This is a genomic window from Burkholderia sp. BCC1638, assembly GCF_902833195.1.
Lineage (GTDB): Bacteria > Pseudomonadota > Gammaproteobacteria > Burkholderiales > Burkholderiaceae > Burkholderia > Burkholderia diffusa.
Genome location: NZ_CADFEC010000009.1, coordinates 94,845 through 116,015 on the forward strand (window position 1 = coordinate 94,845; position 21,171 = coordinate 116,015).

The window sequence follows — 21,171 nt, forward strand, 5'->3', positions numbered from 1 at the left end:
GCGAGATATAGCGCCGGTCGACCATCGGCCGGCGCAGCCGTCTCATGACGAAGGCGGGCGGGGTTTCCCGTCCGCCTTCGTTTTTTCCGGTTTGCCCGATGAACGTCACCGAATACTACACGCGCGAACTGACCACGCGCGGCTATCAGTCCGATCCCGCCCAGCGCGCGGCCGTCGATCGCCTGCAGTGCTGTTTCGACGAGTGGGTCGAATACAAGGCACGTCGCTCGAACGCGTTCAAGAAGCTCATCAATCATCCGGACCTCCCGCGCGGCGTCTATATGTGGGGCGGCGTCGGTCGCGGCAAGAGCTTCCTGATGGACAGCTTCTACGCGGTGGTGCCCGTGCAGCGCAAGACGCGCCTGCATTTCCACGAATTCATGCGTGAGGTACACCGCGAACTCGAGGAGCTGAAAGGGCAGGCCGATCCGCTCGACGAGCTCGCGCGACGCATCGCGAAGCGCTATCGGCTGATCTGCTTCGACGAATTCCACGTGTCGGATATCGCGGACGCGATGATCCTGTACCGGCTGCTCGATCGCCTGTTCAACAACGGCGTGCAGTTCGTGATGACGTCCAACTACGATCCCGACGATCTGTATCCCGACGGCCTGCATCGCGACCGCATGCTGCCGGCGATCGCGCTGATCAAGCAGAAGCTCGACGTGCTGAACGTCGACGCGGGCGTTGACTATCGCCAGCGCACGCTCGCGCAGGTGCAGATGTACCACACGCCGCTCGGCGCGGATGCCGATCGCGAACTGCGTCATGCATTCGCGAAGCTCGCCGCGGTGCCGGACGAAAGCCCGATCCTGCATATCGAGAAGCGCGAGCTGAAGGCGCTGCGCAAGGCCGACGGGGTCGTCTGGTTCGATTTCGCGACGCTGTGCGGCGGCCCGCGTTCGCAGAACGATTATCTCGAGCTTGCCAGCCGCTTCCATGCGATCGTGCTGTCGGAAGTGCCGCAGATGTCGCCGCGGATGGCGTCCGAGGCGCGGCGCTTCACCTGGCTCATCGACGTGCTGTACGACCACAAGGTCAAGCTGCTGATGTCCGCGGCGGTACCGGCGGAGCAGTTGTACGTCGAAGGGCCGATGGCGAACGAATTCGCGCGCACGGTTTCGCGGATCGTCGAGATGCAGTCGAAGGAATACCTCGAGACGCCGCGCCGCATCGTCGATACTTCGCTGACCTGATCGCGGTTTTCGGCAAATGACGGACTTCAAACGTCAATTCCGGTTAAATTATCGCGATCTCGGGGTAATTTCGGATTTGTCTTATATTCATGGTTGAGGGCTGTCGATATCGTTGAGTCATGGTTCCTAAGGCTGGAGATGTCCATGACACCGTATCGCGATCTGACCGACCATGAGTGGCGCTGCGTCGTACCGCTTCTGCCCGAAATGCAGCCGCGCACCGAGTTGCGCGGCCGTCCGTTGGCCAACACGCGCGCCGTCCTGAACGGCGTACTCTGGGTGATTTACAGCGGTGCGACCTGGTCCGCGATGCCGCGTCGCTACCCGTCGTACCAGACGTGCCATCGCCGCTTCAAGGTGTGGCACGAGACCGGCACGTTGATGCAGGTGATGCGCGAGCTGTATGGCGACGCCGGCGTGAATTTGTGCAAGGAGCTGGCCACGCGGATGCGCAAGCACGCGCAGTCGAAGGCGGCGGAGGTGCGCAGTGCTGCGGCGCCGGCGTATCGTGCACCGGGCAGCTATGCGGCGGATGCGCTGAAGCGCGCGGCATGATGCCGGTCGAATTCATTCGCGCCCGCATCAAAACAAAATCGGCCTGACGACATCGTCGCAGGCCGATTTTTCATTACGTTGCGCGTATCGACGCGCGTCGCGTTATTGCGCGCGAACCCAGGTCTGCGACCGGCCGAGCAGCGACACGCCGATATAGCCGCGCACGACGAGCTTCTGGCCGCCGTCTTCCAGCGACATCTTGCACTTGTAGACCTTGCCGTTTTCCGGGTCGAGGATATTGCCGCCGTCCCAGTGGTCGCCGTCCTTCTTCATCGCCTTGATGATCGTCATGCCCTTGATGAGTTGATCCTTGCGCTCGTCCGTGCATGCGGTGCAGCGGCGATCGGGCGTGTCGTTGGCGCCGAGGCCCTTGACGACCTTCCCCGCCAGTGAGCCTTCGCCGTCATCGGCGATCTGCACGAGCGCCTTCGGCTGATGCGTGTTGTCGTCGATCGTCTGCCACATGCCGACGGGGCTGTCGGCTTGGGCGAACGTAGGGGCGGCGCAAGCGAGCAGCGCGCTTGCAATTGCCAGCGTGCGCAACGGGCGGGTCAGTTGAATCATCGTCTTCCTCCTTGTTTCATGTCGTATTCGATGCGCTCGCACGACCGTCTGCATGGGGCGGTGGCATGTTGCGAGCTTTGCCAGAATACGTGAAACCGCGCGCTGCGTTTGATAGAGGGGGCTCTAATCCAAACGGCCCGCGCGACGCGGGCTGTTTGGTGACCGATCAGTTGAGCTGATACGAGAACGCGGCATTCACGCGCGGGCTGCGCGATGCGCTTTCAACCGGCGCATCGCCGACCGGCTTCGCGATATTCAGGTCGAGACTGTAGTAACGGCTGTCCGTAAACCGCACGCCGATACCGACCGACGACAGGCGGCTCGGCGACGGCGTGCCGGTATGCAGATACACGCGCGCCATGTCGTACGCAATGTACGGCGTAATGGATTTCATATACGTCCAGCCCGGCGTGAATCCGCGGTTGACCTCCAGCGACATCCCCCAGCCCGAGTCGCCGGACGTTTCGCCGGGCTGGTAGCCGAGCGCATAGCGCGTCGAACCGAACGAGATCTGCTCCGACGTCGGCAGCGAGTCGGGGCTGTACTGGCCGGTCAGCGAGACCGACGTGCCGATTTTGAACGGCCATTCGTTGGTCTGCGTGAAGGTTGCGCCGGTGCGCACGAACGTCAGCGAGATCGGGCTGTCAACCGATGTCGTGTTCGAGCCGATCGTGATGTCCTGCGATTTCGACGCGCCGAGAATGTTGAAACCCTTCGCGACGTTGACGCTCAGCTTCTGTACCTGCTTGGCCGACACGCTCGTGTAGTCGAGCTGCATTTGCAGCACGCGGACCTGCGAGCGCGTGTCGATGCTGTTGCCGCTGATCTTGTTCTGGTAACGGTCCTCGTTGTGCGACGCATAGCCCGACACGGTGCCGAGCAGGCTGCGCTGGTTGTTCAGCAGCAACGGATAGGATGCCGAAAGACTGAGCTTCTCGTTCTTGACCGTACGTTCGACGGTCGACGGCAGGCCCGGGTTGTCGGTCGGCTTGCCGCGATACGTGCTGGCATCGAGGCGCGTGACCAGCCCGCTGCTGCCGACCGGCACCGCACCGCTGAACGCGACGTAGGTTTGCTTGTCGCGTCCGGGCGGCACCAGCGCGGAAATGCTCAATTGCTCGCCGAACGACGTGAGGCCGTTCTCCGTCGCGGTGATGAGGCCCTGGACGCCGGGGTGATTGAAGTCGATGCCGGTGCTGATGTTGAATGCCTTGCGGTCGACGGCCAGTTCGAGCGTCGTGGCGCCGTCGGTCGTTTGCGGCGGCGGCACGTTGGCCTTCACCGTCACGCCGGGCAGGAGGCCGAACGTGTTCACGTAGCGTTCGAACGTCGCGCGGCGCAGCGGGCGATCGGCCGTGATGTGCGCGGCGATCGCGCGGATTTTCGATTCCATCGCGCCGGGCTTGCCGGTGACCTTGACGTCCGACACATAGCCTTCGACGACCGTGACGCGCACGACGCCGTTCTCGAATGTCTGCGCGGGAATGAACGCGAACGACAGCGCATAGCCGCGATCCTGATACAGCTTGGTCACGCCGTTCGCGGTTTCGATCAGTTCGCCGATCGTGATGTCCTTGCCGACGAGCGGCGTGAAGCGACGCGAGATTTCGTCGAAAGGCACGGACTTCACGCCTTCGACCTGGAACGTCGTCGGCGTCAGGTGCCGCGACAGCAACTCCTGCAGTTGCGGTGCCTGCGGCGCGACCTGCACGGTGACGCTCGGGCCTTTCTGCGGTGCGTTGATCTGGGGGAGGGAATCGAGCGGGTTACCTGCCGCGCGCGTCTGTGCTTGTGCCGTGCCTGCTGCCGCGATGGCGAGCAGCATCATCCATCTGTCGAGTCTGGATTTCATTGTTCTTCCTCGTAGGCCTTGCTTTTCGTCTTCTTTCTAATGCAGGCGCGCGACACCAGGGTGTCGCGCGCCGCTTGCCGCATTGCCGGTTGTGTTTGTACGGCCGCGCCTCATGCTCCGGCTGCAAAGGCGCGACCGTCCTCCTTACTTGCCAACGCTACCCAGCGTGCCCAGCAACCCCGTTACCGGCGCGAGGAGCCCCGTCGAGCTGCCCGACGATGCCGTCCCCGTCGCGCCGCCAACGAGCGACGTGACCGGTGCGAGCGGATTCGACGAAGCCCCGGACCCCGCCGCACCGCCGACTGCTCCGGTGACAGTATTCAGCAAACCGGTGACGGGCGCGAGAGGGTTTGCCCCGCCTGCGCCACCCGTTGCGCCGCCGAGCGTGCCCGTCAGCGTCGACACGAGACCGGTGACCGGTGCGAGCGGGCTGCTGCCCGAGCTGCCCGTTGCGCCACCGACTGCGCCGGTGAGCGAACCGAGCGGCGTCGAACCGAGACCGGACAGCAGGCCGCCGAGCGGGTTCGTCGAGCTGGAGCCCGACGACGAGCCGTTCTGTACGTTAGCCGTCGAGCCACCGACGAGGCTCGTGATCAGGCCGGGGATCGGCGCCGCGCCGTTCGGCCCGTTCGGGTTCACGAGGCCGCCTGCATTGGTCACGGTGTTGCCGACCGCGGTGACGAGCTGGCCGACATCGCCGACGAGCGGCTGATTCGACGTGCTGCCGACCTGCTTGCCCGCCGAGCTGATTGCGCCGCCGATCTGGCCCAGCAGGCCCGACACCGGTTGTCCGAGACCCGTGGTCGTGCCGACCTGCTGCGTGACCTGGCCCGCGGTGATCACCAGCGGCGTGATGGCCGAGCTGAGCGGCTGCGTCACTTGCTGCACGGCGCCCGACGACAGCGTCGAGCCGATCGTCGTGCCCGCGGCCGACAGGCCGTTGGCGACCGTGTCGAGCACGGTGCCGACCGGCGTCGTGACGGGGGCGAGCGGTGCGAGCGGACCCGTGCCGAGCGCCTTGACCGTCGAGCTCAGCCCGGACACGGTATTGCTCGTCGCGCCGACGACATTCCCGAGGCCGGCGACCGTCGTGCCGACGGGATCCTTGATCGAGCCGGTCTGTCCGAGCCCGTTGCTCAACGCATCGGCGGCCGCGTTGATGATCGTGCCGGTGCTCGAGACGGTGCTGCCGACGCCCTTCGTCACGCCGTCGCCGAGACCCGGCAGGCTGACGTTGCCGATCGTGCTGCCGAGATCCGTTGCGGTCTGGCCGACCGTGCTGACAGCGCCCTTGGTGCCGGTGGACGAGCCACTGGTGCCGCTCGTGCCGCTGGTACCGCTCGTGCCGCTGGAGCTGCCGCCGTTGCTGCTGGTCGGCGGCGTGCTGACGCTGTTGCCGCCGCAGGCAGCCAGCAGGCACGCCGCGGCGAAGGCGGTGAGGGGCACGCGCCACTGGCGCAGGACGACCGTCGTGATGGAACGTTGCTGGGACATGATGGACTCCTCGCTGTCTTGTCGATGAATGGATGTTCGATTACTTGCCGTGCGTGCCGCCGAGCAGGCCGCCGATCAGCGACGTGACAGGCGCGAGCAGGTTCGAGCCCGAGCCCGAGTTCGTGACACCGCCCGTGCTGCCGCTCAGTGCCGGTACGCCGACCGTGCTGGTGACGGAGGACACGGCGCCCGTCACGGGGGCGAGCGGGTTGCCGGCGCCTGCGCCGCCCGTTGCGCTGCCGAGCGCGCCGGTGACCGTGGAGACCAGGCCCGTGACCGGCGCGAGCGGACCACTGCTGCCGCCGGCCACGCCGCCGAGTGCGCCCGTGACGGTGGAGACAAGGCCGGTGACCGGCGCGAGCGGACCGCCGCTGGTGCCGCCCGCCGCGCCGCCGAGTGCGCCGGTGACGGTGGAGAGAAGGCCGGTGACCGGCGCGAGCGGACCGCCGCTGGTGCCGCCCGTCGCGCCGCCGAGTGCGCCGGTGACGGTCGAGACGAGGCCCGTAACCGGGGCAAGCGGACCGCCGCTGGCGCCGCCCGTCGCGCCGCCGAGTGCGCCGGTGACGGTCGAGACGAGGCCCGTAACCGGGGCAAGCGGGCCGCCGCTGGTGCCGCCCGCTGCACCGCCGAGCGTGCCGGTGACCGTCGTGAGGAGGCCCGTGAGCGGCGCGAGCGGGTTGGTTGCGCCGCTGGTGCCGCCCGTGAACAGGCCGCCGACAGCCTTCACGGTATTGCCGGTCGACGAGACGGTGTTGCCGAGGCCGGTCGTGACGGGGTTGCCGCCCGTCGATGCGATCAGCGCGCCGCCCTGGTTCAGGCCGTTGCCGATCGTGCCGAGCAGCATGTTGAGCGGGGCGCCGAGGCCGGTGGCCGTCCCGATCGTCTGCGTCGTCTGACCGACCATCGTCGTGATCGGCGTGATCGCCGAGCTGACCGTCTGCGTGACCTGCTGGATCGGGCCGGTCGACAATACGTTGGACAGCGTGGTGCCGCCGTTCGATACGGCGTTGCCGACCTGCGTCACGAGGCCACCGACGGCGCCGGTGACGGGCGCGAGCGGCGACAGCGGGCCGGTGCCGAGGCTCGTGACCAGGTTGCCGGTTTGCGTGACGGCGCCACCGAGCTGGTTCACCACGCCGCCGGTGCTGGCGACCGTGACGCCGATCGGGTCCTTCGTCGCGCCGAGTTGGCCGAGACCGTTGCCGAGGCCATTGCCGAGCGCCGTTACCGCGCCGCCGACGTTCTGCACGATGCCGCCTGCCGCCTGCGTCGTGCCCGGGTTGACGCCGGGCAGCGACTGGCCGGCGATCACGGAGCCGAGGCCGGATACGGTGCCGCCGAGATTCGTGACGAGATTGCTGCTGCTTGCGAGGACGGTTCCCACCGCGTTCGACGACACACCGGAGGTGCCGCTCGTGCCGCTGCTCGTTCCACTCGTGGTGCCGCTGGTGCTGCCGCTCGTCGAACCGCTCGTCGAGCCGCTCGTGCTGCCGCTGGTCGAGCCGCTGGTGCTACCCGACGTGCTGCCGCTCGTCGAACCGGACGTGCCGCCCGAGGTGCCGCCGCCCGACGTGGAGATCGAATCGCCACCGCCCGAGCTGGAGCCGCCGCTGAGCCCCTTGCTGATGGAGCCGGAGCCGCCGCACGCGGAGAGGGAAAGCATGGCTGCCACGGTGGCCGCGATCATTGTCGTCCGGAGCGTGCCATGAGGGATAACCTGAATGTCCATTTCGTCCTCGCATTGAAGCTGATGTTGTGTTGAGTGATGCGCGGATTACTCTGCAACTGTCGTGCCATTTCGATGGCCGACAGTTCGATGATTGGTTTTAAACGAGGCAATTCCTTGTCGGAAAAGGGATTTAGGCAAATTGAAAGATTGTTGAATCTGTTTAAGGGCAGTCAAATGAGAACGGTTTCGGCCGTTTCGTAACGTAACGTCACAACATTGGCGTTACGCGTGCGGCGTAACGTGAGGGGCGGGCAGGGCTGGCGGGCGGTCTGATTGTTTTACTGGTGGATTAGGTGTGCACATCTAACCTATCGTAAATCCTATGTGTAAATCGTACCGAAACACCGTACAAATACGTTGTGCTCCCGGAAAGTTTTTTCGGTTCGGTCTTAAAAGAGGTTGGAAGTTAAATAGGAACGGATATAGAATCCGGAGCAGGTGTAAGGAAATGTACAGTTCGGTACACGACGTTCGAGGAGGGTCACTATCGCGAATGTTAACTTGCATCAAATTGTGATACGCACCCCTCGGGGTGACATATAAAGAAAGCGCACTCGGCTGTCGTTTCACATGTGTAACGAACGGCGCGAGGCAAGGGCCAGATATACGGGGACGCACAACGTATAAAAGGCCAAAGAACGTACACACAGGCACGAGGAATTAAAAAATGAAAGCACTCATCAAGCGCTTCCTTAAGGAAGAAGACGGGGTTACCGCGATCGAGTATGGTCTGATTGCGGGGCTGGTCGCTGTCGCCATCATCGCCGGTGTATCGTCGCTCGGCACCAATCTCAATTCGATGTTCTCGACCATCGGCACGTGCGTCAGCACGGTCGGTAGCTCGGGCACGGCCGCGGCGTGCAAATTGGGTTAAGCAGTCCCAATCATTGTCTTTCGGCGTGATATCGGGCGGCTTGCTGCGGCGAGCCGCTCAACTTATATCCGCGACCGGTCTGGCGCGATGGCATATCTATTTTCTATCGGGGCGTTCCTGGCCTGGGCAGTGCTCGTCACGGCCAGTGATATTCATTCCCGGCGTATTCCGAATTTGCTCGTTGTCGGCGGGTTGGTCGCCGCATTTGCAAGCGCCTTTTACGGTGCAAATCCGTTCGGCATCGGACGCGTCCAGGCGCTGTTCGGCACGTTCGTCGGTCTGGTGGGCCTTCTCCCGTTCTTTTTCCTGGGGGTGATGGGCGCGGCCGACGTGAAGGTGTTTGCCGTCCTCGGCGCGTGGTGCGGCGTTCATGGCCTGATGTGGCTCTGGATCGCCGCAAGCCTTGTAGCGGGGATTCACGCGCTTGCCGTGCTGTTGTTGTCTCGCACGCCGCTCGGTACGTTGTGGCGGCGTGGCGCACCGGCGTCGACGATCGGTCGATATCGCGCGACGCCTTATGGCGCGTGCCTTGCAATCCCTGCGGCTGTATGGCTCGTCTGCCTCGTCGCGGGTGGGAGCGTGCGATGAAGCGGCAGAGAAAGCGGTGCGGATACGGGCGGCAGCGCGGAGCGACTGCAGTCGAATTCGCAATCATATTTCCGCTTTTCTTCGTGATCTGCTACGGGATCATTTGTTTCGGAATGGTTTTCGTGATTCAGCAAAGTTTGACGTTCGCCGCCAGTGAGGGCGCGCGCGCGGCCTTGAATTACGCCCCGGATTTGACGACGCGAACCGCGAAGGCGCAGGCGACCGCGAAAGACGTCGTCGGCTGGCTGAATATCAGCGCGCCGAATGTCGTGGTGAAGGCACCTGCATGCAAATACGACGCGTCGCTGTATTGCCTGTCGGTAACGGTGAGCTATTCGCCGCAAGCTTGGGTAACGACCATGCCCTTCGTGGGCACCATTCTGACCCAACCGCTGACAAGCACGGCAGTCGTCCAGATTTCGCAGTCGTTGCTTCAATGAGTTGCGCATCGCGACGAGGCGGTTTTTTGTCGTGTTAATTGTCAGACAAAAAGATTTGCACGGACCTTATCCGGTATCCATACGACAACATGGCCAATAACGTAACGAAGATCATCGCGGGGCTGCTGATTGCGATCGCCGTTCTGCTCGGAATCTACGCGTGGATGCTCGGGCGCAGTTCGTCTAGTCCTGTCCCGGCGCAACCGGCAGCGGCCGCGACCCCGGTGCCGGTCGTGGTCGCGACGCGCACGCTGTCGGTCGGTCAGCCGATCGCCGCAGACGCGTTGAAGATTCAGCCGACCGCACCAGCGCCGGCAGGGGCGTTTTCCGATCCGGCCACACTGGTCGGTCGCGTACCGGCGCGCGACATTCCAGCATCGGCACCCGTCGTCTCGGGCGCACTGGTGTCGGGTCTTGCCGAGGACGTCGAGCCGGGCGAACGCGCAATCGCGGTTCGCGTCGACGAGACCAATGCGGTCGGCAACCGCCTTCGGCCCGGTAATTTCGTCGACGTGTTCCTGAACCTGAAGCGGGAAGGAGGTGGCGCGATGTTCGACGGTGAAGTCTCGCAGACGCAGGCACGGCTCCTGATGTCGAAGGTTCGCGTGCTGTCGTTCGGCGATGCGACGCCGGATCGCGACAGCGGCAACAACACGAACGGCAGCAATGGCCAGCCGAGCAACACGCGCATCGCGGTACTCGCGGTGCCGACCGCGCAGGTCGATGCGTTGACTCTCGGCGAGGCGAGCGGCCGGTTGACGCTCGCGCTGCGCAACCCGCGCGACGACGAGCTCGCGACGCAGACGGTGGCGGTGCGCACGGACAACAAGCTGTCGCCGTCGGCGCTTGCCGCGGCCGGCGTATCGCTGCAACAGCTGTCCGGCACGTCGAGGACCGCAGTGGCCAACGTGAACGTGCCGCCGCTGCCGTCGCGCTTGCCGCCGGCGATGCGACCAGGCGGCAGCGGGGGCGGGGGCAGCATCGAGGTGATCCGCGGCGGCCGGTCGGAAACGGTCGCGTATTGAACAACATCGATGGAAATCGATATCGGCGACGACAAGTAAAGGCCGTGCGACGGTCCAACAAACAATGAAAAACACACTGATTGCATTCGCGATTGCGCTCTGGACCCTGACATTCGCCTCCATTGCAAGCGCGAGCGGCACGATCGAGCTCGCCGTCGGCGCGCAGCGGCAGATTTCCGCCGGCCACGCGCTGCAGCGGGTCGCCGTCGGTGATCCGGCAATCGCCGATGTGCTGATCATGAAGGGCAGTCGTTCCGGTTCCGTGCTGCTGACCGCGAAAGCGCCGGGCGCGACGAACGTGATGTTGTGGGAGCGCGGTCGCGACGAGCCGACGGTGTGGAGCGTGGAAGTCGTCGACGCGGCGGCGCAAGCGGTACTCGACGGTTCTACGCCGCAGGTGAAGGCGTACGGCGGGACGTCGGTGCTGCGGGGAACGTCGGCATCGCTCGATGCTCACGAACGGGCCGCGGCGGTCGCCAAAAACATGAGCCCCAAAGGCACGGTGATCGATCGCTCGACGCTGGCCGGCAAGAACGTCGTGCAGGTCGATGTGCGGGTGGTGGAATTCAGCCGTTCGGTGCTCAAGCAGATCGGCTTCAATTTCTTCAAGCAGAGCAACGGCTTTTCGTTCGGTTCGTTCGCACCGGGCGGCGTGCAATCGTATAACGGCGCAGCGGGCCCGGGCACGGGCTCATACATTCCGACGCTCGGCGCGCCGGTCGCGTCAGCGTTCAACCTGGTTGTGAACGCAGCAGGACGAGGCATCTTCGCCGACCTGTCGCTGCTCGAAGCAAACAACATGGCGCGCGTGCTCGCGGAGCCGACGCTCGTCGCGCTGTCCGGTCAGAGCGCCAGCTTCCTCGCGGGCGGCGAGATTCCGGTGCCCGCGCCGCAGGGACTCGGCTCGACCGCGATCCAGTGGAAGCAATACGGCGTCGGGCTGTCGCTGACCCCGACGGTGCTGAGTCCGAGCCGGATCGCGCTGAAGGTCGCACCGGAATCGAGCCAGCTCGACTTCGTGAACAGCGTGACGATCAGCGGCGTCGCCGTGCCGGGGATCACGACGCGTCGTGCCGATACGACGGTCGAACTCGGTGACGGCGAGAGCTTCGTGATCGGCGGACTGATCGATCGCCAGACATTGTCGAACGTGAGCAAGGTGCCGCTGCTCGGCGACCTGCCGATCATCGGCACGTTCTTCAAGAACCTGAACTACCAGCAGAACGACAAGGAATTGCTGATCATCGTGACACCGCATCTCGTCGCACCGATCGCGAAGGGGGCGGTACTGCCTGCGACGCCCGGCGAGTTGTCGGAGCAGCGTGACGGGCCGGTGTGGCGATCCTATCTGGGCGGTGCGGCGTCGCCGGATGCGGCACCGGGGTTTTCGAAATGAATCTGAAGCATTGCGCGTCGCGGCACGTCGCTACGCCATGCGTAATCGGGGGTGTTCGACATGAATGCACGAACCCAATCATTGTGTGAACCCGCCGTGACCGACTACTTCGTTTGTGCGTCGACAAAGGAAGCGCATGTGCGCTGGTTGGCCGATACGCTGGTTTCGGCCGGTGCGGTCGAGGCCGCGTCGCTGGAACCGGGTGTGCTGGCACAGCGCATCACCGGGCTCAATCCGGCCCTCGTGTTCATCGACTTCTCCGAACGCAGCGAAGCGGCGAGCGTCGCCGCGGCCACGGTACGTGCGGTGCATCCGGGGTTGCCGATCGTCGCGCTCGGCTCGCTCACCCAGCCGGAGAGCACGCTCGCCGCACTGCGTGCGGGCGTGCGCGACTTCATCGACGTATCGGCATCGGCCGAGGATGCGCTGCGAACGACGCGTGGATTGCTCTCCCACGTCGGCGAGCCGACGAGCCGCCACGGCAAGGTCGTCGCGTTGCTCGGCGCGCGCGCGGGCATGGGCGTCAGCACGCTTGCCGCGAATCTCGCGGTCTGGCTGCAGAAGCGGGCGCTCGGCCCGGGCGCGACGGGCGGCCCGGACGGCGGCGCGCCGGCCGGGCGCCAGACCGCGCTGATCGACCTGGGGCTGCCGGCCGGTGACGGCGCGCTGTTCCTGAACACGCGCTGCGAATTCCATTTCATCGATGCCGTGCAGAATCTGCGCCGCATCGATCGCACGTTCGTGAACACCGCGCTCACGCGACACCAGAGCGGCGTCGCACTGACGACGCTGCCGCCGGACCTCGGCGGACTGCGCGATGTGTCCTATGCGTCGTGCATCGGCTTGCTGAACCGTTTCCGTGCATTCTTCGACCAGCAGGTCGTCGATCTCGGCGGGTTCTCGAATCGGGAGTTCGTCACGCAGATCGCGGCATCGGCCGACGAGGCGTGGCTTGTCTGCGATCAGGGCGTCGCGTCGATCGTTTCGGCCGCCGACCTGCTCACCGGGTTGCGCGATGCGGGCGTCGATACCGATCGCGTCAAGCTCGTGGTCAACCAGTACGATTCCGCGCTGGATCTGATGCCCGGTCAGATCGCCGAGCGTCTCGGGTTGTCGTTGGTGGGCACCTTGCCGGCACGTCGCGTCGCGATCGGCCATGCGGCAAACCAAGGACGCCTCATCATCGACGCGGCGGAGCGCGATCCGTATGTGCGCGCACTCGAATCCCTCGCCACGCGGCTGCCCGGCGTATCGGGCGTGGCGGGCGCGTCGCGCGCGGCGCCCGGCCTGTCGGCGCTCAAACGCTTCATTCAACCCTCGTCCAAGCGGTCATAACCGATGGCACACGACATTCAATTCGCCGACGGCGCAGCGCCGTTCTCCCAGACGCAGCAATTCCACGACATCAAGAATGCGGCGCACGAGCACCTGCTGACGCGTATCGAGGAACTGGGCGCCGAGTTCGGCCGATGGTCGCGCCAGGCGATCAATCAGTTCGTCGATCTCGAGATCGACAGCTTCGTCCGCCTGCGCCGCATTCCGCTCAACGAGAACGAGGTGCGGGCGATCGCCGAGGCCCTGACGAAGGAACTCGCCGGCTTCGGACCGATCGAGGACCTGCTCGCGGATCCGGCGGTCGAGGACATCCTGATCAACGGCTACAACGACGTGTACGTGTCGCGGCACGGGATTCTCGCGAAGCTGCCTGTGCGTTTCACCGATAACGCGCATTTGCTGCGGATCGTGCGCCGGATCCTCGCGCCGATCGGGCGTCGTCTCGACGAATCGAACCCGATGGTCGACGCGCGACTGCCCGATGGCGGCCGCGTGAACGTCGTGATCGAGCCGCTGTCGATCGACGGACCGATCGTGTCGATCCGCAAATTCCGCAAGGATCCGCTCAAGCCCTCGGACCTGCTCGGCAATGGCACGTACAACGACGAGATCGGCGCGCTGCTCGAGGCGGCGGTCGAGGCACGCTGCAACGTGCTCGTGTCGGGCGGCACGAGTTCGGGCAAGACGTCGCTGCTCAACGCGCTCGCGTTCCACATTCCGGAGGCCGAGCGCGTCGTGACGATCGAGGATACGGCGGAGCTGTCGCTGAACCACCCGCACGTCGTGCGGCTCGAAAGCCGTCCCGGCGGATTCGACGGCAGCGGTGTCGTGACGATTCGCGACCTGCTGCGCAACACGTTGCGGATGCGTCCGGACCGGATCATCGTCGGCGAAGTGCGCGGCGGTGAAGTGCTCGAAATGCTGCAGGCCATGAACACGGGCCACGACGGCTCGATGGGCACCGTGCACGCGAGTTCGCCGCGCGAGTGCCTGTACCGTCTCGAGATGCTCGCCGGGTTCGCCGGCTTCCAGGGGACCGAGTCGAGCTTGCGTCGCCAGATCGCGAACGCGATCGATTTCATCGTGCAGATCGGCCGGCTGTCGAATGGACGCCGCCGGATTCTGTCGATCACCGAGGTGACAGGGCTGTCCGACAACATCATCGCGACGCAGGAGCTGTATCGCTACGAAGCGCGCGTGACGCCGGAAGGCGAGGAAATCGATCACTGGGAATCGCTCGGCATCCATCCGCATTCGCCGAAGCTTGCGCGCTTCCGCCAGACGCTGACGAACAGCGCGATGGGCGGGGGCGGTTTCGGTGGCGGCTTTGGTGGCGGCGGTTTCGGCCGCGGCGGGGGCTTCAATGTATAGCGCGATGATCTGGGTGCTCGCGGTCGCGATGCTGTGCGTGGCATCGGCACTGATGCTGTGGCGACATGCGGAAACCCGGCGCGTGCGCACCGATGCGAAGCGCTTCATCGACAGTCGGCTCGAACCCGGCGTGCGCGTGGCGGCACCGGCTGCACGATCGGCGGCATCTGCCGCGTCGCGGGCCGTGTCGTCGTCCGGTGGCGCGCACAATGCCGCGTCTCGTGCTTTCTGGGCGCACTGGTATGCGCTCGCAACGGAGTATCTGACCAACCTCGTGAACCGTGCGGGGATCGAAGGCGCACGCGGCAAGGCGATCGTCGCGCTGGCCGCTCTCGCCGCGGTGGCGGCAATCGCGGGCAGCCGCGGCGGCGTGCTTGCGTGTTTCGCGGCGCTTGCGTGCGGCGGCGCGATCTTCGGTGTCTGGCTCACGTCGCGAATCCAGAAGCGGCGACTGAAAATCGTCCGGCAGATCCCGTCGTTTCTCGACGGGATCGTGCGACTGGTGACGCTCGGCAACAGCGTGCCGGCCGCATTCCAGGCCGCGCTGCTGACGACGGAGGAGCCGCTGCGGGGGTGTCTCGATCACGTGTCCCGGATGCTGCGCTCGGGTGTCGAGATCGATCGCGCGATGCTTCACATCGCCAAGATCTACCGGACCGAGGAGTTCGAATTGCTCGGCTCGGTACTGCGGTTGTCGGTCAAGTACGGCGGTCGTGCGGACGTCATGCTGGAGCGGATGGCCGTCTTCATGCGCGACCTCGAGCAAGCGGAGCGCGAGCTGACGGCGATGTCGGCGGAAACGCGGCTGTCGGCATTCGTGCTCGTGATGTTGCCGATCGGGATCGGCAGCTTTGTCGTGATGACCAATCCGAAGTACCTGGAAGGGATGTGGAACGATCCGAGCGGGCAAATGCTCCTCATGTTCGCGTTCCTGGCGCAGGTTGCGGGTAGCGTATGGCTGTATCGAATGGCTCGACTCAGGTGATGCGATGACAGCAACTCAGATCGGATCGGTCGCACTGGCACTTGGCGCGCTGGGCGTGCTGTTGTTTGGAATGATCGCGTTGTTGCGTGCGAGTGCCGCGTCGCGTGCAGAACGTGCGCTGGCCGATGCGCTCGATCAGCGCATGGCGGCGCTGGAGGCAGCCAAGGCGCGCACCGCGGCGGACGAGGTTCCATCCGCGAAACAGGACACGCGCGGGCGCGAGCGCATCGAGCGCATGCTTGCGCGATTCTCGGCAACAGGGATGCGCTGGCTCGATACCGGGTTCGGCAAGCACGTCGTCGCGGAAGAGGACCGTCGTCTGCTCGAGCAATGCGGTTACGTCGACGCGCGTACGCGCGGGCTGTTCCTGATCGCGCGAATTGCCTGCGGGATCGCGTTGCCGTTGCTGTTCGCGATATTCGCGAGCGGACGAACGACGAGAGGATTCTGGATGATCGGGATGTTCGCCGCATTCGGGTTCGGCTTCATGCTGCCGAAGCTCTACCTGCAGCGTCGTGCCGCCGCGCGGCGCCAGAGTGTCATCGACGAACTGCCGTTGCTCGTCGATATGCTGCGCTTGTTGCAGGGCGTTGGATTGTCACTGGATCAAAGCCTGCAGGTCGTGACGAACGATTTCCGCGGGATGATGCCGGTGCTGTCGTCGGAGGTCGGAATCGCACAGCGTCAATTCGCAGCGGGCCGCACGCGCGAGCAGTCGATGCAACGGTTGTCGAGCGGATTCGACAACGAGGACTTGCGCGCGATCGCGCGGCTGATGGTGCAGGTCGACAAGCACGGCGGCGCGGTTCAGGAGCCGCTCAAGCAGTTCGGCGACCGGCTTCGGGAAACGCGCCGCGCGATGCTGCGCGATCGGATCGGTCGGCTGACCGTAAAGATGACCGGTGTGATGGTGGTGACATTGCTGCCCGCACTGCTGATCGTGACGGCCGGACCGGGGTTGTTGGCCGTGATGCGTGCGCTGACGGCGCATCATCATTGACGGACGGAAGGAAAGACGATGAAGCGGATCGGCGGAATGGCGAGGCACGCTGGCGTGGTGGCGTTGGTAGTGCTGCTCGGCGCATGTGCGACCAAGGAGGGCGGGTACGGCGTGAACGCGCAGGCAGAACGCGCGGCGCTGATTCAGGCGGCCGACCAGAAGCAGGCGGTGCCGGATACGCCTGCGATGTATCTCGGTCTGATCCAGCGGATGCAGGCGCAGGGCCTCTATTACGCGTCGCTCGCGCACATCGACGCTTACGACAAGGCCTACGGCGTGTCGCCGGACACGATTCTGCTGCGCGCGGACGCGCTGCGGATGACCGACCAACCGGCTGCCGGCGCGGCTGCGTATACGCAGTTGCTGAAGACGCCGCTGGCCTCGCGTGGTTACCGGGGGCTGGGATTGATCGCCGGTGCGGCCGGTGATTTCGGTCTGGCTGTACAGGCACTGACGCAGGCGTCGGAGCTTGCGCCGACCGACGCGTCGCTGCTGTCCGATCTCGCTTATGCGAAATTGCGTAACGGCGATGTGGTCGGCGCGCGGGTGCCGTTGATGAAGGCAGCGGAACTGGATCAACGCAATCCGAAGATCGTCAGCAACCTCGCACTGTATCTGCTCGCGTCCGGGCGCACGCAGGATGCGCAGCGACTGATGAATCAGCAGCGTCTACCGGCGGATATCCGCAAGGACATCATTGGCGATGCCGCAAAGATTACGGCCGCGGCGCGTGCACAGCAGCGTGCGGTCGCGACGCCGCCGGTGGTGTCGCGGCACGCCGCGACCGCGCCGATCACGCCGATGGCGAACAATTTCGGCTATGACCAGACCGTGCCGCTGCTGCAACGGTTTGCACAATGAACAGAACGAACAGGCGGGGGAACGACATGAACAACAATGCTCGTCGGAACATGCATGCGGGGCGCGTTGCGATGCTGGCGGCGGTCGCCTGCATGGCGCTGGGAACCGTCACCGCATACGCACAGCAGGATGCGGCACCGGTGGCGTCCGACGTGGGGCGCTCGACCAGGGACTGGCTCACGATGCAGGGCGAAAATCGGGCGGCAGCTCCGACGCAACCGTTGCTTGGCGACGTCGCGTCGTTGATCTACCAGCGTTATCTCGATTCGTTCAAGAACAAGATTCCTGAGTCGATGAGCACGCAGCTCGGTTCATCAGGTGGCATGTCGGGTAACGGACAGGGTGCGCAGTAAGCGAAATGGCGATGCGCGCGGATCAATCACGGGTGGGGCGGCGACACGGTACTGACGGGCCGGCGGGGCAGCGTCAGCGCGGCTCCATCGCGATCATGGCGGCGATCTGGCTGTCGGTTGCCGTCATCGTACTCAGCGGGATCGACATCGGCCGCTTTTATTCCGAACGACGCCATATGCAGGCGGCTGCCGATCTGGCCGCGCTCTCGTCGGTCATGAAAGCCAGCGCGGATACGACCTGTTCGGCGGCGAAGACGGCGGCCCAGCAGGTCGCGAGCCCTTCGGCGAATTCCGTACCGGCAAACGCCACCATTTCCGTGACGTGCGGCGTGTGGACTGCGCCTCAAACCAGTGGCGGTGCCGCGCTGTTTACGCCGACCGCGGGCGACCCGATGAACGGTCAATGCGGCGGCTTGTCGGCAGGGCCGGCCGGATCAACGACCGGACAGTCGGCCAACGCCGTGTGCGTGAGCGTTTCCGAACCGGTGACAGGCTTTTTCCGCGGCGGAAAGTCGATCGGTGCGTCGGCCATGGCGAAGAGCACGCCGACCGATACCTTTACGCTGACCACGTCGCTCGCCGCATTGAATGGCGGGCTGGCCAATCAATTGCTCCAGACGCTGACCGGTTCGCCCAAATCGTTGAGCCTCAATGCTGTCGATTATCAGGGGCTGGCGCAGGTCAACCTGAAGCTGGCGGGCATTCTCGCCAATTTGCCGGTCGGCTCGAGCACGGCCGTACTGAACGGCTCCGTGACCCTTGGTCAGTTGGCCAACGCGGTGGTGCAGGCGGCGACCCAACAGAACCTGGTGGGCGCGAACCTGAACGTGCTGAATGCGATCGTCGCCGCGCTTTGTTCCGGCAGTGTCTGCGGCGGGCCGCAGATCGCGCTTAACCAGCTGGTTTCGGCCGCGGTGGCCAACGGCAGCTCTGCAGTCGACGCCAGCGTCAACGCGCTCGGACTGTTGTCGACCGCGTTACAGGTCGCGAACGGCACGAATGCCGTTGCCATCCCGAGCATCACTGTCCAGACGCCGACCGCGCTCGCGCCGCTGCTGAACGCGACGGTGTCGGGTTCCGTATCCCTCGCCGGAACGCCGCCGGCCACCGCGAGTGGGCCGCCCGGACCGTCGAATTGCGGGACGTCGAATTGCTTGACCAATACGTCGACAACGCAAGGGAACGTGTTCCTGAATACGTCGATATCGCTGCTGTCGACGTGCTCGAACGGATCGCTGGTCTATCCGGGGGGCACCTGCCCGTCAGGCAATGCGACGCCGCTGGCCGCCGTGAAACTGCCGATTACCGCGTATGTCGCGCCGGCGAAGGCCGGGCTCGCCTCCGTCACCTGTTCCGCGAACGGTACGAAGAGCGCGACGGTGAACGTGCAGACCGGGGTGGTCGCCGTCTATATCGGTGGGACGGCGAATACGCCGATCAACCTCAATGCGTCCAGCGGTTATGTTCCGAACGGCGGCGCATCGCCGATCACGTTGGTGTCCGTCAACTTGCAGAGCCTGCTGAATCTGCTCAACCTCGGCGGCTTGACATCGGCGCTGACAACGTTGCTCAGCGTCGCCACGCTCGGACTCCTCAACGTGAACGACATCTCGGTCAACGTCAATTTGCAGCCCGGCCAGTTGACGGTTCCGGTCGCCAATCAAAATCCGACGTCGCTGGTGTTCACCTATCCTGGGCCTGGATCATCCGCGTCGCCGAGTCCGGCATCGCCGTACATGCTTTCCGTGGGAACCGATCAGTTCCTGTCGCCCGCGGTTCAGGGTATCGCCAACGGTGGTCTGACGCTGTCACTGTCTGCCCCACAGGGCAGTCTGGCAGGATTGCTGGCCGGTATATTGAATCCCGTGGTGAGCCTCATCACCGGGCCGCTTCTGACCGCACTGGCGAGCACACTCGTTCCGCTCGTCCTGCAACCGATCGATTCCCTGCTGACGTCGGTCACCGGCTTGCTCGGCTTGAGTCTTGGGAACGCCTATGTCACAAATACACCGGATTCGATCAAATGCGGCAATCCGATGCTCGTGCAATGAAAACCGCGGCGTCCACTTGCGTCGGGAGCGCGGGCAGCGCTTCGGCCCATGCCCCACGCCTGACCCGCAGTGCCGCATCACTCGTCAATAACCGTAGCCGCACCTGAATCATGAGAACCACCTCCGCAATCGCAGAACTCGACCTGTACGTCTGGGAAGGCAAGGCGGACATCGTCGACCGCGTTGCCCGCTGCATGGCGAGCTTCGACGTCGAAGTGATCCGCGCCGACAATGCGGAAATCTCGCCGGAGCGCGCCGCGTTGCGGCCGTCGCTCGCGATCATCAGCGTGACGATGATCGAAACCGGCGCGGCGTTCCTGCGCGACTGGCAGGCCAACATCGGCATGCCGGTCGTCTGGGTCGGCGCGGCGCGCGACCACGACGCGTCGCAGTATCCGCCCGACTATTCGCACATCCTGCCGCTCGACTTCACCTGCGCCGAACTGCGCGGGATGATCGGCAAGCTCGTCACGCAGCTGCGCGCGCACGCGGCCGATACGCTGCAGCCGTCCGAACTCGTCGCGCACTCGGAGTCGATGCAGGCGCTGCTGCATGAGGTCGATACGTTCGCCGACTGCGACACCAACGTGTTGCTGCACGGCGAAACCGGCGTCGGCAAGGAACGTATCGCGCAATTGCTCCACGAAAAGCATTCGCGCTACCGGACCGGCGAATTCGTGCCGGTCAACTGCGGCGCGATTCCGGACGGCCTGTTCGAGTCGCTGTTCTTCGGGCACGCGAAGGGTTCGTTCACCGGCGCGGTTGTTGCGCATAAAGGCTATTTCGAACAGGCGGCGGGCGGCACGTTGTTCCTCGACGAAGTCGGCGACCTGCCGTTGTACCAGCAGGTCAAGCTGCTGCGCGTGCTGGAGGACGGCGCCGTGCTGCGGGTCGGCGCGACGACGCCGATCAAGGTCGATTTCCGTCTCGTCGCGGCCAGCAACAAGAAGCTGCCGCAGCTCGTGAAGGAGGGCCTGTTCCGCGCGGATCTTTACTATCGGCTCGCGGTGATCGAGCTGAGCATTCCGTCGCTGGAAGAGCGGGGCGCGGTCGACAAGATCGCGCTGTTCAAGTCGTTTGTCGCGGAGGTGGTGGGCGACGAGCGGCTCGCGCAGTTGTCCGACCTGCCTTACTGGCTCGCGGACGCGGTGGCGGACAGCTATTTCCCCGGCAACGTGCGCGAACTGCGCAACCTTGCGGAGCGCGTCGGGGTGACGGTGCGGCAAACGGGCGGCTGGGATGCCGCGCGACTGCAGCGGCTGGTCGCGCATGCACGCAATTCGGCGCAGCCGGTGCCGGTGGAGAGTGCGGCAGAGGTCTTCGTCGACCGCAGCAAGTGGGACATGAACGAGCGCAGCCGCGTGATCGCCGCCCTCGACGCAAACGGTTGGCGGCGCCAGGATACGGCGCAGCAGCTCGGCATCAGCCGGAAAGTCCTGTGGGAAAAGATGCGCAAGTATCAGATATTCGACGAAGAGCCCGAGACTCGCGAAAGCGAATAA

19 protein-coding genes are annotated in these 21,171 nt (G+C 64.9%); 15 read left to right on the plus strand and 4 right to left on the minus strand.

The genetic code is table 11. The annotated features are described in order from the left end of the window. Positions 1 to 98: 98 nt before the first annotated feature. A complete protein-coding gene (zapE, locus tag HWX22_RS13275; RefSeq protein WP_059533030.1) occupies positions 99 to 1,196 on the plus strand; it encodes a cell division protein ZapE in 1,098 nt (365 codons plus the stop codon). A 144-nt stretch (positions 1,197 to 1,340) separates the two neighbouring features. After that, the gene (locus HWX22_RS13280) at positions 1,341 to 1,751 is read left to right on the plus strand and encodes a transposase (RefSeq protein WP_175908266.1); all 411 of its coding nucleotides are present in this window, start codon (positions 1,341 to 1,343) and stop codon (positions 1,749 to 1,751) included. A 102-nt stretch (positions 1,752 to 1,853) separates the two neighbouring features. Here the strand turns inward: HWX22_RS13280 and HWX22_RS13285 are convergent, their stop codons facing one another. The 4 genes from HWX22_RS13285 to HWX22_RS13300 form a co-directional block, all read right to left on the minus strand. Next, positions 1,854 to 2,315, minus strand: coding sequence for a DUF2147 domain-containing protein (locus tag HWX22_RS13285; RefSeq protein WP_059818074.1), 462 nt, complete (start codon positions 2,313 to 2,315; stop codon positions 1,854 to 1,856). Between the two features lie 166 nt (positions 2,316 to 2,481). After that, positions 2,482 to 4,167 (minus strand): ShlB/FhaC/HecB family hemolysin secretion/activation protein, encoded by a 1,686-nt coding sequence (locus HWX22_RS13290; protein ID WP_175915787.1) that lies wholly within the window; start codon positions 4,165 to 4,167, stop codon positions 2,482 to 2,484. A 144-nt stretch (positions 4,168 to 4,311) separates the two neighbouring features. Continuing rightward, entirely contained in the window at positions 4,312 to 5,661 is a 1,350-nt protein-coding gene (locus HWX22_RS13295; protein WP_059818077.1) for a collagen-like triple helix repeat-containing protein, read from the minus strand. 40 nt (positions 5,662 to 5,701) lie between these two features. Continuing rightward, positions 5,702 to 7,390, minus strand: coding sequence for a collagen-like triple helix repeat-containing protein (locus HWX22_RS13300; protein WP_175915788.1), 1,689 nt, complete (start codon positions 7,388 to 7,390; stop codon positions 5,702 to 5,704). A 667-nt stretch (positions 7,391 to 8,057) separates the two neighbouring features. Here HWX22_RS13300 and HWX22_RS13305 point away from each other — a divergent pair. From HWX22_RS13305 to HWX22_RS13365, 13 genes are all read left to right on the plus strand, one after another. Next, positions 8,058 to 8,264 carry a Flp family type IVb pilin gene (locus tag HWX22_RS13305; RefSeq protein WP_059533012.1) on the plus strand — a complete coding sequence of 69 codons (207 nt, stop codon included), beginning with the start codon at positions 8,058 to 8,060 and terminating at the stop codon, positions 8,262 to 8,264. Positions 8,265 to 8,351: 87 nt separating this feature from the next. Beyond that, positions 8,352 to 8,852 (plus strand): prepilin peptidase, encoded by a 501-nt coding sequence (locus HWX22_RS13310; RefSeq protein WP_175908272.1) that lies wholly within the window; start codon positions 8,352 to 8,354, stop codon positions 8,850 to 8,852. Then, positions 8,849 to 9,292: a TadE family protein gene (locus tag HWX22_RS13315; protein ID WP_059533005.1), complete on the plus strand. Its 444-nt coding sequence runs from the start codon at positions 8,849 to 8,851 to the stop codon at positions 9,290 to 9,292. The genes HWX22_RS13310 and HWX22_RS13315 overlap by 4 nt, the downstream gene beginning before the upstream one ends. Positions 9,293 to 9,381: 89 nt before the next feature. Further along, positions 9,382 to 10,317, plus strand: a complete 936-nt coding sequence (gene cpaB, locus HWX22_RS13320) for a Flp pilus assembly protein CpaB (RefSeq protein ID WP_059818082.1) — start codon at positions 9,382 to 9,384, stop codon at positions 10,315 to 10,317. A 64-nt stretch (positions 10,318 to 10,381) separates the two neighbouring features. Then, on the plus strand, positions 10,382 to 11,713 hold the full coding sequence (locus HWX22_RS13325) for a type II and III secretion system protein family protein (protein ID WP_059532999.1): 1,332 nt from the start codon (positions 10,382 to 10,384) through the stop codon (positions 11,711 to 11,713). A 60-nt stretch (positions 11,714 to 11,773) separates the two neighbouring features. Beyond that, entirely contained in the window at positions 11,774 to 13,048 is a 1,275-nt protein-coding gene (locus HWX22_RS13330) for a fimbrial protein (RefSeq protein ID WP_175908273.1), read from the plus strand. Positions 13,049 to 13,051: 3 nt separating this feature from the next. After that, positions 13,052 to 14,419, plus strand: a complete 1,368-nt coding sequence (locus tag HWX22_RS13335) for a CpaF family protein (RefSeq protein ID WP_059818084.1) — start codon at positions 13,052 to 13,054, stop codon at positions 14,417 to 14,419. Next, positions 14,412 to 15,404 carry a type II secretion system F family protein gene (locus HWX22_RS13340; protein WP_059532993.1) on the plus strand — a complete coding sequence of 331 codons (993 nt, stop codon included), beginning with the start codon at positions 14,412 to 14,414 and terminating at the stop codon, positions 15,402 to 15,404. Before HWX22_RS13335 ends, HWX22_RS13340 begins: the two co-directional genes overlap by 8 nt. Before the next feature lie 4 nt (positions 15,405 to 15,408). Further along, positions 15,409 to 16,404: a type II secretion system F family protein gene (locus tag HWX22_RS13345; RefSeq protein WP_175915789.1), complete on the plus strand. Its 996-nt coding sequence runs from the start codon at positions 15,409 to 15,411 to the stop codon at positions 16,402 to 16,404. A gap of 18 nt (positions 16,405 to 16,422) precedes the next feature. Continuing rightward, on the plus strand, positions 16,423 to 17,265 hold the full coding sequence (locus tag HWX22_RS13350; RefSeq protein WP_175915790.1) for a pilus assembly protein: 843 nt from the start codon (positions 16,423 to 16,425) through the stop codon (positions 17,263 to 17,265). Between the two features lie 26 nt (positions 17,266 to 17,291). Then, on the plus strand, positions 17,292 to 17,618 hold the full coding sequence (locus HWX22_RS13355; RefSeq protein ID WP_059818088.1) for a DUF3613 domain-containing protein: 327 nt from the start codon (positions 17,292 to 17,294) through the stop codon (positions 17,616 to 17,618). A gap of 11 nt (positions 17,619 to 17,629) precedes the next feature. Then, positions 17,630 to 19,669: a pilus assembly protein TadG-related protein gene (locus HWX22_RS13360; protein ID WP_244135221.1), complete on the plus strand. Its 2,040-nt coding sequence runs from the start codon at positions 17,630 to 17,632 to the stop codon at positions 19,667 to 19,669. A 110-nt stretch (positions 19,670 to 19,779) separates the two neighbouring features. Then, positions 19,780 to 21,171 carry a sigma-54 dependent transcriptional regulator gene (locus HWX22_RS13365; RefSeq protein WP_059818091.1) on the plus strand — a complete coding sequence of 464 codons (1,392 nt, stop codon included), beginning with the start codon at positions 19,780 to 19,782 and terminating at the stop codon, positions 21,169 to 21,171.